The organism is Virgisporangium aurantiacum, from assembly GCF_016863635.1.
Lineage (GTDB): Bacteria > Actinomycetota > Actinomycetes > Mycobacteriales > Micromonosporaceae > Virgisporangium > Virgisporangium aurantiacum.
Map to the genome: position 1 here is coordinate 1 of NZ_BOPG01000139.1, position 14,085 is coordinate 14,085.

At 70.6% G+C, this 14,085-nt stretch carries 2 protein-coding genes; both read left to right on the top strand.

Going from position 1 to position 14,085, the window contains the following annotated elements; all coding sequences use genetic code 11:
* Positions 1 to 1,387 (top strand): condensation domain-containing protein (locus tag Vau01_RS62085; RefSeq protein WP_239153110.1); only part of this gene is annotated, 1,387 nt, incomplete at its 5' end.
* Positions 1,384 to 14,085 (top strand): non-ribosomal peptide synthetase (locus tag Vau01_RS62090; RefSeq protein WP_204014810.1); only part of this gene is annotated, 12,702 nt, incomplete at its 3' end. The genes Vau01_RS62085 and Vau01_RS62090, both read left to right, overlap by 4 nt.

The window sequence follows — 14,085 nt, forward strand, 5'->3', positions numbered from 1 at the left end:
GCACTGGTTCCTCGATCAGGGCATGCCCGAACCTCATCGGTTCGCCCAGGCGGTGGTCCTGCGCATACCGGCGAACGCGGACGTCGACGCGCTTCGCAGGGCGTGGCAGGCGCTGACCGATCACCACGACGCGCTCCGCACCCGGTTGGACCGGGCCGCAGACGGTTGGCACCAGCGCATCACCACCCCGGGCGACGGCATGTTCACGTGGACGACGGACGCCGCAGTGACCGGCCCTCAGCGCGAGCCCGCGTTGGCAGCACTCGGCCGGAAGCTGCTCAACCAACTGCATCTCGCCGACGGGCCGCTGGTGGCACTCGGATTCCTCCCCGACGCCGACGGCCAGTCGAGCCGACTGCTCGCCGTGATCCATCACATCGCCGTCGACGGAGTCTCCTGGCGGATCCTGCTGGAGGATCTCGACACCGCCTACCGGCAGGTGACCGCCGGTGTGCCGGTGCAATTGCCCCCGAAGACCAGCCCGTATCCGGCGTGGGCCCGTCAACTTGGGGAACTGGCCGCGACAGAGGCGTTGGCCGAGGAGGCTCAATGGTGGATCAACCACGCACCGTCGCGCACCGTCCTCCTGCCGGTCGACCGTCCACACGGGACGAACGACCGGTCGACGGAGTGCCACCTCACGGTCCAGCTCGGCAGGGAAAGCACGGATAGGCTGGTCGGACCTGCGCATCAGGCCTACCGCACCCAGATCAACGATCTTCTCCTGGCCGCACTCGCCCGTACCTTGACCGATTGGGCGGGGGAGTCAGGCGTGGTCGTCGACGTCGAAGGCCACGGCCGCGAAGATGTCGGCGGGCAGTTGGATCTTTCCCGCACGGTCGGCTGGTTCACGAGCCTCTTCCCGGTGGCCCTGACGGCCGTGGCGGACGAGCCGCTCCCGGACACCATCAAACGCACCAAGGAGCTGCTACGGCAACTGCCCCGGCGGGGCACCAGCTACGGAGTGGCACGCTGGCTCGGCCCGTCACCGGTCGCCGACGCCCTCGCGGCCTTCCCCGCGGCGCAGTGCAGCTTCAACTACCTCGGTCAGTTCGAGCAGTCGGTGTCGGGGGGTCTGTTCACACCGTCCGGAGAAGGCATTGACACCTCACCCGAACAGGGTCCGCGGCCGTACCTGCTGACCTTCGACGCGTTCGTGCGCCAGGGCCGCTTCCACCTGAGCATCGGCTACGGCGCCGACAATCACCGGCCGGAGACGATTCAGACCGTCGCCGATCGCTACATCAGCGTTCTCGAGGAGATGGTCGACCATTGCGTCGATCCGGCCGCCCACGGCAGCACTCCCAGCGACTTCCCGCTGGCCGGCCTGAACCAGGACCAGCTCGACAGCGTCCTGGCGCGCATCGCCGCCGGGGAGTCGCCATGACCACCGACGTGCGTCACCTCGTCGAGGACCTCTATCCGCTCTCGCCCACGCAGCAGGGCCTGCTCTTCCACGCCCGGTACACGCCCGAGTCGCGGGCCTACTTCGACCAGCTCATCCTCCGGTTCGAGGGCGCGCTGGACCTCGTGACCTTCACCCGGGCCTGGCAACTCGTCGTCGACCGCCATCCTGTGCTGCGCACCGCGTTCGTGTGGGACGACGTGCCGCAGCCGCTCCAGGTGGTCCAGTCACGGGTCGAGCTTCCGGTAGCCGACCAGGACTGGCGCGGTCTGCCCCCGGACGAACTGGACCGGCGGCTGGTGGAGTACCTCACCGAAGACCGGGCGGCCGGGTTCGACCTCGGCCGGGCACCCCTCGTTCGAGTGGCGGTGCTGCGCAGTGCCGACCACGTCCACCAGGTCGTTGTTTCGCACCACCATCTCGTCCTCGACGGCTGGAGTGTCCCGATCGTCCTCGACGAGCTGATGAACGCCTACCACGCCGGGCTCCGCGGAGCCGAACCGAACCTGCCGCGTCGCCGGCCCTACCGCGACTACGTCGGCTGGTTGCTGCAGCAGGACGCGGCTCAGGCCGAGGACCACTGGCGGCGGGTGTTCGCCGGCACCACCGCACCGACGACGTTGACGGACCACCTCGGCGGACCCAGCGGTCGGCACGCGCAGCTACACCACCGCCTTCCACGGCCGCTGTCCGATGCCCTACGAGATCTTGCCCGCCGCCACCGGACGACGATGAGCACGGTCATGCGGGCCGCCTGGGCCCTGCTGCTGTCCCGGTACACCCAACAGCAGCGCGTCGTGTTCGGCGCCACCGTGGCCGGCCGTCCGGCCGACCTCCCGGGTGCCCAGGAAATGGTGGGCCTGTTCATCAACACGGTTCCCGTCGTCGTCGACGTCGCACCCGAGAACCGGCTCGACGACTGGCTCCGCACGCTGCACCAACGGTGGATCGAGCAGTCCGCCTACGATCACACATCCCTCGTCGACGTTCACGGCTGGAGCGGCCTCGGCCGTGGCACACCGTTGTTCGACACCATTCTGGTCTTCGAGAACTACCCCGACACCGCCGGCAGCGGCAGCGCCGACGGTCACGGCCCTCTGCGCATCTGCGGCACCTCAGCCGTCGAACACAACCACTACCCCCTCACGCTGGCCGCCAAGGCCGGCGACGGCGTCGAGATCGCCTTCCAGTACGACCCGGGCCGGATCGCCGAGCCGCGGGTGCGCACCCTGTCCCGACACCTCACACAGCTGTTGTCGGCGCTCGCGACCGGTGACGGGCAGCGACTGGCCGACCTGCCGATGCTGCCGCGCGACGAGCGTGACCGGTTGCTCGTGACGTGGGGCCGTCCGCCGGCCCTTCCCTCGGCTCCACCTGTCCACGAGCGTGTCACCGCCCAGGCTCGACGCGTTCCTGAGGCCGTCGCCGTTGTCAGCGACGGCCATCGGCTGAGCTACGCCGAGTTGGACGGACGGTCAGACGACCTCGCGCGCTACCTGCACCACCTCGGCGTCGGGCCGGAGGCGGTCGTGGGGCTGTGCCTGGGCCGCGGCCCCGATCTGGTGATCGCGCTCCTCGCGGTGCTGAAGGCGGGCGGTGCATACCTCCCCCTCGATCCTGACGAGCCGCTGCCGCGGCTGGCGGCCATGCTCGCCGACGGGGGAGTCGCCGTCATCGTCGGCCACAGCGACCTTCTCGACCGGCTGCCCAGCCACGTTGCGCACGAGGTGTGTCTCGACGACGCCGACACCGTTGCCCAGATCACGACAGCGGTCGGCGTCCCGCGGTCGGCTGCCCCGTTGAACGCGGCGTACATCCTCTTCACCTCGGGATCGACCGGCCCGCCCAAGGGCGTTACCGTCACGCACGCCGCCCTGGCCGGGTACGTCGCGGCGGTGACCGATCGCGTCGGATTCACCGCGGGCGCGCGCTTCGGGCTCGCGCAGCCGCTGACCGTGGACTTCGGCGTCACGATGCTGTGGCCGGCACTCGTCTCCGGCGGCTGCGTGGACCTGATCGACCGCGACGTCGCCGCCGACGGCCGGCGGCTCGCCGACCGGCTGAGGGCGCACCCGCTCGACTACCTCAAACTCGTTCCGTCTCACCTGGCGGCGCTGGCGCGGGAGGTGCCCGACACAGCACTGCTGCCTCAGCGTGCGCTGCTGCTCGGCGGTGAGGCGGTGGCGGCGGACCGGGCGCACCAGCTCGCCACCAGGCTGGGCAACCGGGATCTCCACATCCACTACGGCCCGACCGAAACGACGGTCGGCGTCACGTCGGCCCGGGTCGACCCGGCCGTCGAGCCGGACGAGGCCGATGCCACGCTGATCGGCGCACCGCTGCCCGGCGTCACCTGCTATGTCCTCGGCCCGCGGCTGGAGCCGGTGCCGGTCGGCGTCGCGGGCGAACTCCACATCGGCGGGGCGACGCTGGCCCGCGGTTACACCTCCCGGCCCGACCTCACCGCCGCCCGTTTCATTGCCAACCCGATCGACGCCGACGGTTCACGGCTGTACCGGACGGGCGACCGGGCCCGCTGGCGCGACGACGGCCAACTCGAGTTCCTCGGCCGCCTCGACGGCCAGCTCAAGGTGCGCGGCTACCGCATCGAACCGACCGAGGTCGAGGCGGTGCTGGCTGCCCATCCCGGCGTGGCCCGGGCCGGCGTCGAGGCAGACCCGGACGATCCCGGGCGTCTGGTGGCCTACCTGCTTCTCGCCCCCGACACGAGCGCCACGGAGACGACCACGCCGACCGCGGGCGAACTACGCGCGTTCGCCGCCGCCCGCCTCCCCGCGCACATGGTTCCCGGCCGGTTCGTCAGCGTCGCGGAGCTGCCCCTCACGACCGCCGGCAAGCTGGACCGGTCGGCTCTGGCCCGACTGTCGACCACCGCGGTCACCGCGGGGACCGACTCCGCCCCGCCGGAGACACCGACGCAGCAGATCCTCTCCGACATCTGGTCCGACCTGCTCGGCGTCCCCCAGCCCGGCATCAACGACAACTTCTTCGACCTCGGCGGCCACTCACTGATCGCCACCCGGCTCGTCTCTCGTGTGCGGGCGGCGTTCGGCGTCGAGCTGGCACTCGCCGCTATCTTCGAGCATCCGCACCTGGGCGCGCTCGCCCGGGTTATCGACCGGTCCACGCGCGGCCGCGCACTTCCACCGATCACCCGGGTTCCCCGCGACGGTGACCTGCCACTGTCCTTCGCCCAGCAACGCTTGTGGTTCCTCGACCGGCTCTCGCCCGGTGACACCGAATACGTGGTGCCGGTCGCGCTGCGCCTGCGCGGCCGGCTGGACACCATCGCACTGGGCCGCGCCCTCAACGAGCTTTTCGCACGGCACGAGGTGCTCCGGACGACCTTCACCGCCGTCGACGGCGTGCCCACGCAGGTCATCTCCGAACCCGCCACGGTGCCGCTGCCCATCACCGACCTCAGCGAGGTAGGAGCCGACGACCGCGAGGCCGAAACCCAGCGCCTGATGTCCGTGGACGCGAGCCAGCCATTCGACCTCGCCACCGGGCCGTTGCTGAGGGCGCGGCTGCTGCGCCTGGGACGAGATGACCAGGTGCTGTCGCTGACGATGCACCACGTGGTCTCCGACGAATGGTCGGCCGCTCTCCTCCGGCGCGAACTGTGCACGCTGTACGCCGCCTTCCACGACGGGCTACCGTCACCGCTGCCACCGCTTCCGATCCAGTACGCCGACTACGCCGCGTGGCAAAGGTCCTGGCTGGACGGTGACGCGCTCACCGCCCAGCTCGACTACTGGCGCCACCGCCTCCACGGCGCCCCGGTACTCGATCTCCCGCTGGACCGTCCACGGCCGGCCCGGCGCACCGCCACCGCCGGATCCTTCGCGTTCACCGTCGCTCCCGCCGTGGCCGAGGCCCTCCGCTCGCTGAGCAGGCGGCACGGGTCGACCATGTTCATGACTCTGCTCGCAGCGTTCCAGGTCCTCCTGGCGCGGCACTGCAATCAGCGCGACGTGGTGGTGGGCACACCCATCGCCGGACGGACCCAGGCCGAGACCGAACCGCTGATCGGCTTCTGCGTCAACACGCTCGTGCTGCGGACCGACCTGACCGGTGACCCGACGTTCGTCGAGCTCCTGGACCGCGTCCGCGCCAACTGCCTGGAGGCCTACGCCAACCAGGACGTGCCGTTCGAACGGCTGGTCGAGGAGCTGGCGCCCGAGCGCGACCGCAGCCGCACCCCGCTGTTCCAGGTCATGTTCAGCATGGACCTGCCGCATCGCTCGGATGAACTCGTCCAGCTCCCGGAACTGGAACTGTGCGGGTTCCCGGCACCACCCGGCGCCGCCCGGTTCGATCTCATGGTGGTCATGTCCGAGCGGGACAACGGCCTCTGGGGCGGGATCCAGTACTCCGCCGAGCTGTTCGACCCGGCCACGATCAGCCGGCTCGCCGGCCACTTCGCGACCCTCCTCGAGACGTACGCCGCTCAACCCGACCAACCGCTGTTCTCTGCGGCCATGATGTCCGCCGAGGAGCGCCGGGCCGTGCTCACCGACTGGGCACACGGCGAACCGGTGCCGAGCGGCGCGATGATCCACGAACGAGTCACGGAATGGGCCACCCGGCAACCCGACGCGGTGGCGGTCGTGGCCGGTGACGTGCGGCTGTCGTTCGCGGAGCTCGAGCGCCGGACGAACCAGCTCGCGCGCCACCTGGGTGCGCTGGGTGTCGGACCGGAATCCCTGGTGGGCGTGTGCCTGCAGCGCGGCGCCGACCTGGTGGTGGCGCTGCTGGCGGTCATGAAAGCGGGCGCGGCCTACGTTCCACTCGATCCCGAGTACCCCGACGAACGACTGCTGCTCATGGCCCGCGACAGCGGCCTGGGCGTGCTGTTGAGCGAAGACGCGCTGCTGGACCGGGTGTCGTGGCCCGGCGTCGTGGTCGTGTGCCTCGACGACGCGTACGACGTGGCGGCAATCTCCGCCGAGGCGGCCGATCCGGTCGTCGCAACCGTTCGCGACGCCAACGCGGCGTACGTCATCTACACCTCGGGCTCCACGGGTGCGCCGAAGGGCGTGGCAGTCACCCACGGCGGCCTGGCGTGGCTCATCGCATCGGTCGGCGACCGGTTCGCCCTGCACCCGGCCCAGGTCTGGTCGGCCACCCACTCCATCGCCTTCGACTTCTCCGTATGGGAGATGTGGGCCGCGCTGGCCCACGGCGCCCGGGTCGTCATGCTGCCACGCACGAGGGCCGGCTCGGCCCACCACCTGCCCGACACGTTGTGGACGCAGGGGATCTCGGTTCTGAGCCAGACCCCGTCCGCCTTCAGCGTCCTGGCTGAACAGCTCCTGTCGGATGCGCCGGCGCGCGGGTTGCCAACCCTGGACCTGGTGGTGTTGGGCGGCGAGGCGCTGGACGTCGCGATGCTGCGCGACTGGTCGGACCGGTTCGGGCAACGGGGTCCACGGCTGGTGAACCTGTACGGGATCACCGAGACGACCGTCATCGTCACCTCGCTGGACCTGACCGCTGACGTGATCGCCGGCGCCGGCGGCTCGATCGGACAGCCGTTGGGCGGCGCCAGCTGTTATGTGCTCGACCCGTCGCTCCAACCGGTGCCGGTGGGCGTGACCGGCGAGCTGTTCGTCGGCGGTCGGGGAGTGGCCCGCGGTTACGTCGGCCGGCCCGGCCTGACCGCGCAGCGGTTCGTCGCCGATCCGTTCGCCCGCGACGGCTCCCGTCTGTACCGCACCGGCGACCGCGTGCGGTGGCGCGCCGACGGTCGGCTCGACTTCGTGGGCAGGCTCGACGACCAGGTCAAGGTTCGTGGCTACCGCATCGAGCCCGGTGAGGTGCAGGCCGCGCTCGCCGGGTGCCCCGGCGTGGCGGCGGCCGTCGTCGATGTCCGGCCCGGGACCGACGGCCAGCCTCGACTGGTGGCGTGGGTGGTGCCCGCAGCGGGCGGCGTCGACGTGTCGGCGGTCCGCGAGCAGGTCGCGGACCGCCTGCCGGGCTGGATGGTCCCCTCCGCCGTGATGGCGGTGGACCAACTGCCGGTCGCGGTCGGTGGAAAGGTGGACCGGCGGGCGCTGCCTGATCCGACACCCGTGCCCGCCGATGCCCAGGCTGCCTTGCGCACAGCCACCGAGGAGACGCTGGCCGGAATCTGGGCCGCGCTGTTGCGCGTCGACCGGGTGGGCGGAACCGACAACTTCTTCGACCTCGGCGGCCATTCGCTGCTCGCCACCCGCCTGGTGTCCCGGGTCGACCAGGTTCTCGGAGTCGACCTTCCCCTCGCCGGCGTGTTCGAGGCACCGACACTGCGTGCCATGGCGACGCGGGTGGAGGCGGCAGGCGAAGCGGGTCGCCGGTCGGCGCCGCCGATCGTCGCGGTCGCGCCCCAGGAGCGTCTGCCGCTGTCCTTCGGACAGGCCCGGTTGTGGTTCCAGCACCAGGTCAACCCGAACAGCGTCCAGTACCGCATCGCCGTGGCGTGGCGGCTGGTCGGGCATCTGGACCTGGCTGCGCTGCGCGCCGCTCTGGCCGAACTGGCCGACCGTCACGAGATCCTGCGGACGACCTATGCGATGGCACGTGGGGTGCCGTTCCAGGTGGTGTCAGATCCGGTGCCCACGGACCTCACCCCGGTCGACAGTATGGAGCAGCTCGCCGAGCTGGCCGACGCGCCGTTCGACCTGACCGCGGGCCCGGTGTGGCGGGCCGGGCTGCTGCGGTGCGCGGCCGAGGAACACGTGCTCGCGATCGCGATGCACCACATCGTCGCCGACGAGTGGTCGATCGGTGTCCTGCGACGCGAACTCGCGCTCCTGTACGAGGCGTTGACCGCCGGCCGTGTGCCGTCCCTGTCGCCGTTGCCCGTTCAGTACGCCGACTTCGCGGCGTGGCAACGGGGTTGGTTGAGCGGCGAGGTCCTACAGGGAGAACTGGACTTCTGGCGGGCGCGTCTGGCCGCGCTGGTGCCAGTCGGGCTGATCGGAGGCGGGTCACGCCCCGCCGACGGAGACGGTGGCGACGGGTCGGTGCTGTTCGACGTCCCCGAGCCGGTTCTGACGGGCTTGCGCGCGTTGTGCCGGCGGTCGGGTGTCACACCGTTCATGGCTCTTCTGGGCGTGTTCCAGGTCCTGCTGAGCCGGTACACGGGAGCCCGCGACATTCCGGTCGGGGTTCCGGTGGCGGGGCGCGGGCGCCCGGAGCTCGAAGGACTGATGGGCTTCTTCGTCAACACGATCGTCGTCCGAACCGACCTGTCCGGCGACCCGACCTTCGAGGACGTACTGGGGCGGGTCCGCGCACTGTGTGTCGAGGCGTTCGCACACCAGGACGTGCCGTTCGAACAGGTCGTCGAGGCGGTGTCGCCGGCACGGCGGGCAGCTCGGACCCCACTGTTCGAGGTGATGTTCAACCTGGAGACCGAGGCCGCCGGCGCGGATGCCGATAGGGTCGATCCGGCGACGCTGCGGTGGCTCGGCTGCAGCCTGCCGGTGCGTCAGGTGGCGGCGAAGTTCGACCTGTCGTTGACGATGAACCTGTCGGCGGACCGGTTGCGCGGCGGGGTGCGCTACCGCGGGCAGACGTTCGCCCGGGCGGACGTGGACCGGTTGGTCGGCCACCTGCAGCGGCTGCTGGCCGAGGTGGCGACGGATGCGGCGCGGCCGATCAGTCAGCTGCCCATGCTGTCGGCCGACGAGCGGGCCGCGCTCGTCGGGCGGGGTGTCGCCGCCGCGCCTGCGCCGGCGTTGGTTCCCGATCTCATTGCCGCGCAGGTACGCGCGGGCGGTGATCGGGTGGCTGTGGTCGCGGGGGCGCGGTCGTTCCGCTATGGGCGTCTGGACGCGGCAGCCACGCGGCTCGCGGGCCGACTCCGGCAGGCCGGGGTGCGGCCGGACAGCGTTGTCGCCGTGCGAACCCGCCGCGGTGCCCCGTTCATCGTGGGGGTACTGGCGGCGTGGAAGGCGGGCGCCGCCTACCTGCCGCTGGACGACGGTGGCCGGCATCCGTCCCGCATCGGCCGGATCCTGGCCGACAGCGGCGCAGTGGCGATGCTCTGCGACCGGCGGGACGCCAGCGTTGCGCGCCATGAACGGCCGGGCGTCACCGTCCTCGTCCTGCCGACCGACGCCGAGCTGGACGCCGATCCCGGATCGGACGACACCGCTGCCCTTTCGATCGACGCGCCGTACCAGGCGCGCGGTGACCGGCTGGCATATCTGACCTACGACTCCGAGCCAGTCGCCGTGACCCATGAGGGCCTGGCGGGTCACGTGGTCGCCATGAGCGAGCGGATGGACCTCCCGACCCATCCGCGCGTCGCCTGGTCGCAGCCGATGATGTCGGATGCCGCCGTCACCACGGTGTTCAGCGCGTTGACCACCGGCGGGGAACTGCACGTGCTCGACCCGGCCGACAGCGGCGACGCGCAGTCGTGGACGTCGTACCAGCGGCACACACCGCTGGACCTCGTCACCATCGCACCGTCACAGTTGCGGGCACTGCAGGCGCGCGCCGGCCCCACGGTGATCCACCCACGGCACACGTTGGTGCTGAGCGGAGAGATCACCTCCGCCCCGTGGGCCGCCGACCTCGCGGCACACCTGCACCCGACCCGGGTTCTTCATAGCCACGGCCACAGCGAGACCACCGCGGGAATCGGTACCACCGTGTGCGGCGGTGACCCGGCCGGGCTCATCACCACCCCACTGAGCGACGTCCTGCCCGGCAACCACGCGTACGTCCTCGACCGTCACCTGAACCCGGTGCCGATCGGGGTGCCGGGGGAGCTGCACCTCGGCGGCCGGCAGCTTGCCCGTGGCTACCAGCACCGACCGGGCCCGACGGCGTGGCGGTTCGTCGCCGACCCGTACGCCGGCGACGGCTCACGCCTGTTCCGCACCGGAGAACTGGCCCGCCGAACCGCCACCGGCGAGATCGAGCTCCTCGGGCGGGCCGACTCTCAACTCACCATCGACGGCGTTCGCATCGAACCCGCCGAGATCACCGCCGCGCTCACCGGCCACCCCACCATCGCCGATGCCGCTGTCGCCGTCATCGACGATCAGCTCGTTGCCTACGTCGTGCCGGCCCAAGGCACCCAGCCGCCCACTGACGAGCGGCTACGCGCCCAGCTCACCCGGGTCCTGCCCACCCACCTCGTCCCGACCGGCTACCTGACGCTGGACCGGCTTCCGCTAGACCCGGCCGGGAGCCTGGACCGAGCCGCACTGCCCGAGCCGGCACCGCCGAGCGGGCCCAGCCCTGCCCAGACATCCACCGAGGAGGTGCTGACCGGAATCTGGGCCGAGCTGTTGCAGCGCGGCGCACCCATCAACCGCCACGACAACTTCTTCGCCCTCGGCGGACACTCGCTCCTGGCAACCCAGCTGATTGCCCGCATCGGTGAGCACTTCCACACCGAACTGTCGTTGACCACCGTCTTCACCCATCCGACCCTTCGCGAGCTCGCCGCCGCCATCGACGCGACCAACGAGCCTCCCGCGCCACCGATCACGCCCACGACCGTCGACCCGCCGCCGCTGTCCTACGCGCAGCAACGGCTGTGGTTCCTCCACGAGCTGACTCCGCACAGCGGCGAGTACAACGTTCCCTATGCCGTCCGCCTGACCGGCGCCCTGCACGTGGACAGCCTGCGGGAGGCGCTCACCGATCTCACACTGCGGCACGCGATCCTGCGGACGACCGTCACCACCGACGATGGCGTCCCCCGGCAGACCGTCCAGCCACCGGCACCGGTGTCCCTGGCCGTCACCGACCTGTCTGATCTGCCCGAGGGGGCGGCCGTCGGGCAGGCCGAGCGACTCGTGGGGGAGGAGGCGGCCAGGCCGTTCGACCTGGCGACCGGTCCGCTGGTGCGGGCCGGCCTCATCCGCCTGGCGACTGAGGACAACGTGCTGTGGTTCGTCGCCCATCACATCGTCACCGATGAGTGGTCTCTCGGCATTCTTCGACGCGAGTTGGCCGCGCTCTACCGGGCCCACGCCCACGGCGAGCGGGCCGTACTGACTCCGCTTCGGGTGCAATACGCCGACTACGCGGTCTGGCAGCGTGACCGGCTCCACGGAAGCAGGCTGGACGAGCTGCTCGGCTACTGGCGGGAACGGCTGGACGGCATGACTCCGTTGGAGCTGCCGACCGACCGGCCGAGACCGGCGGTGCGCCGCCACGCGGGCGACGTCGTGGAGTTCATGGTGCCCGCACCCGTGACGCGCGCGCTGCGGGAACTGTGCCTCGAGCGGGACGTGACACCGTTCATGGCCTTGCTCGCCGCCTTCAACGTGCTGCTCGGTCGGTACTGCGGTGTGATGGACGTGGCGGTCGGAACACCGGTCGCGGGTCGCACCCGATCCGAGGTCGAGAGCCTCGTCGGGTTGTTCATGAACACGCTCGTGCTGCGCGCGGATCTGTCCGGCGACCCCAGCTTCGTCGAGGTGCTCGCGCGGACGCGGCAAACCGCGGTGGACGGCCTCGGCCATCAGGACCTGCCGTTCGAACTGCTCGTCGAATACCTGCAGCCCGCCCGTGACCTGTCCCGCACGCCGCTGTTCGAGGTTCTGTTCAACTTCGTCGGTGCCAGTACGCCGTCGGCGCAGGAAGAGCCCTTCGGTGGGCTCACCGCCCGCCCGTTCGCGGTCTGTTTCACGCCGGCAAAATTCGATCTGTCACTGGCGATGACCGAGGACGGCCACGTCCTGCGGGGCGCCTTCTCGTACAACACCGACCTGTTCGACCGATCCACAGTTGAACGGATGGCCGACCACCTCGGTCGTCTGATCGAGGACGCGGTCGCCCACCCCGATCTGCCGGTATCGCGGGTGGCCCTGATGCCAGAACGCGAGCGACGTGAACTCCTGGCCGAACGCAACCAGACCGCGGTGCCGCTGCCGGCGCGCAGCGCCTTGGACCTGTTCAAGGCGCAGGTCACGCGGCGACCCGGTGCACTCGCGGTGGTCGACGGTCACCGGCGACTCACCTACGTCGGGCTCGACGGCCGCGCGAACCAGCTTGCGCACGAGCTGATCCGGCTCGGTGCACGCCGGGAGTCCGTGATCGGGGTACTGCTGGACCGTTCCGCCAACCTCCTGGTGTGCCTCCTGGCGGTGTGGAAGGCCGGAGCGGCGTACCTGCCGCTCGACCCCGCTGACCCACCCGAGCGCGTCCAGAGCCTGCTCAGCGACGCGGGCGTCACCGTGGTGTGCGTCGAACAGGGAAGGAGTCCGTCCGTCGGCGCCAGCAACGTGGTGACGGTCGAGGTCGACGGCCCAGCAGTCGACCGTCGGCCGACGACACCGCCGGAACCGACGTCCGTGACCGAGCCCGGCAGCCTGGCCTACGCCATCTACACCTCGGGATCGACCGGCTCACCGAAGGGCGTGCTCGTTCAACACGACAGCGTGGTCAACTTCCTCCACGCGATGGCCGCCGAACCGGGACTGCGCGAACGCGACAACCTCCTGGCCGTGACCACGCTGTCGTTCGACATCGCGGTCCTGGAGCTGCTCCTTCCCCTATGCCAGGGCGCGATGGTGACGATCGCGGACAGGAGCACCAGCACCGATCCGTACCGGCTGATGACCGCCCTCGACGCAGATGTGACCGTCATGCAGGCGACGCCATCGACCTGGCGGATGCTGATCGACGCCGGTTGGGCGGGACGTCCCGACCTGCGTGCGTTCTGCGGTGGCGAGGCGCTCGATCCGACGCTTGCACGGGACCTGCTGTCGCGCGTCAGCGAGGTGTGGAACCTTTACGGTCCCACCGAGACCACCATCTGGTCGACGCGCCAGCGGCTATCGGCGCCCGGAGACCGCGTCCCGATCGGAACACCGGTGGAGAACACGACCGTGTATGTGCTCGATCGGAATCTGCAGCCGGTTCCGGACGGTGCCGCTGGCGAGCTTCACATCGGCGGACTGGGAGTCGCTCGCGGCTACCTGAGGCGGCCGGAGCTGACGGCGCACCGGTTCGTCGCCGACCCGTTCTCCGTGGGCGCCCGGATGTACCGCACCGGCGACCGCGTGCGGTGGCACGACGGCCGGCTGTACCACCTGGGCCGAACCGACGAGCAGGTCAAGGTCCGCGGTCACCGGGTGGAACCGGTCGAGGTGCAGGCAGCGCTCACGGCACACCCGCAGGTGGGCGCAGCGGTTGTCGGAACGCGTCCGGAAGTGGACGGCGCGGTGCGATTGGTCGCATGGGTCGTCCCGACGACATCGGACACCGTGGTGGACGTAGCCGCCGTTCGAGCGTTCCTGGCGCGTCGACTGCCGGCGTGGATGGTGCCCTCAGCGGTGGCCGTCGTCGACACGTTGCCGGTGACCGCACGAGGAAAGGTCGATCGGCGCTCGCTGCCCGACCCCCGGAACCTGTCCGATGATGCGGCCGGGCCGGTCCGCGACCTGACACCGACGCAGGAGGTGCTCGCCACCGTATGGGCGGACCTACTTGGCGTTGAGCCCGGCGTTGACAGCGATTTCTTTGGATGTGGTGGGCATTCGTTGTTGGCGGTTCGGTTGGTGATGCGGGTGGGCGAGGTGTTCGGGATCGAGTTGCCGGTGGCGGTTGTGTTTGATGGGCCGACGCTTGGTGGTTTGGCTGCTGCGGTTGATGCTGTGTTGGCCGGTGCCGGAGCCGGTGCCGCTGCTGCCGGTGCTGATACT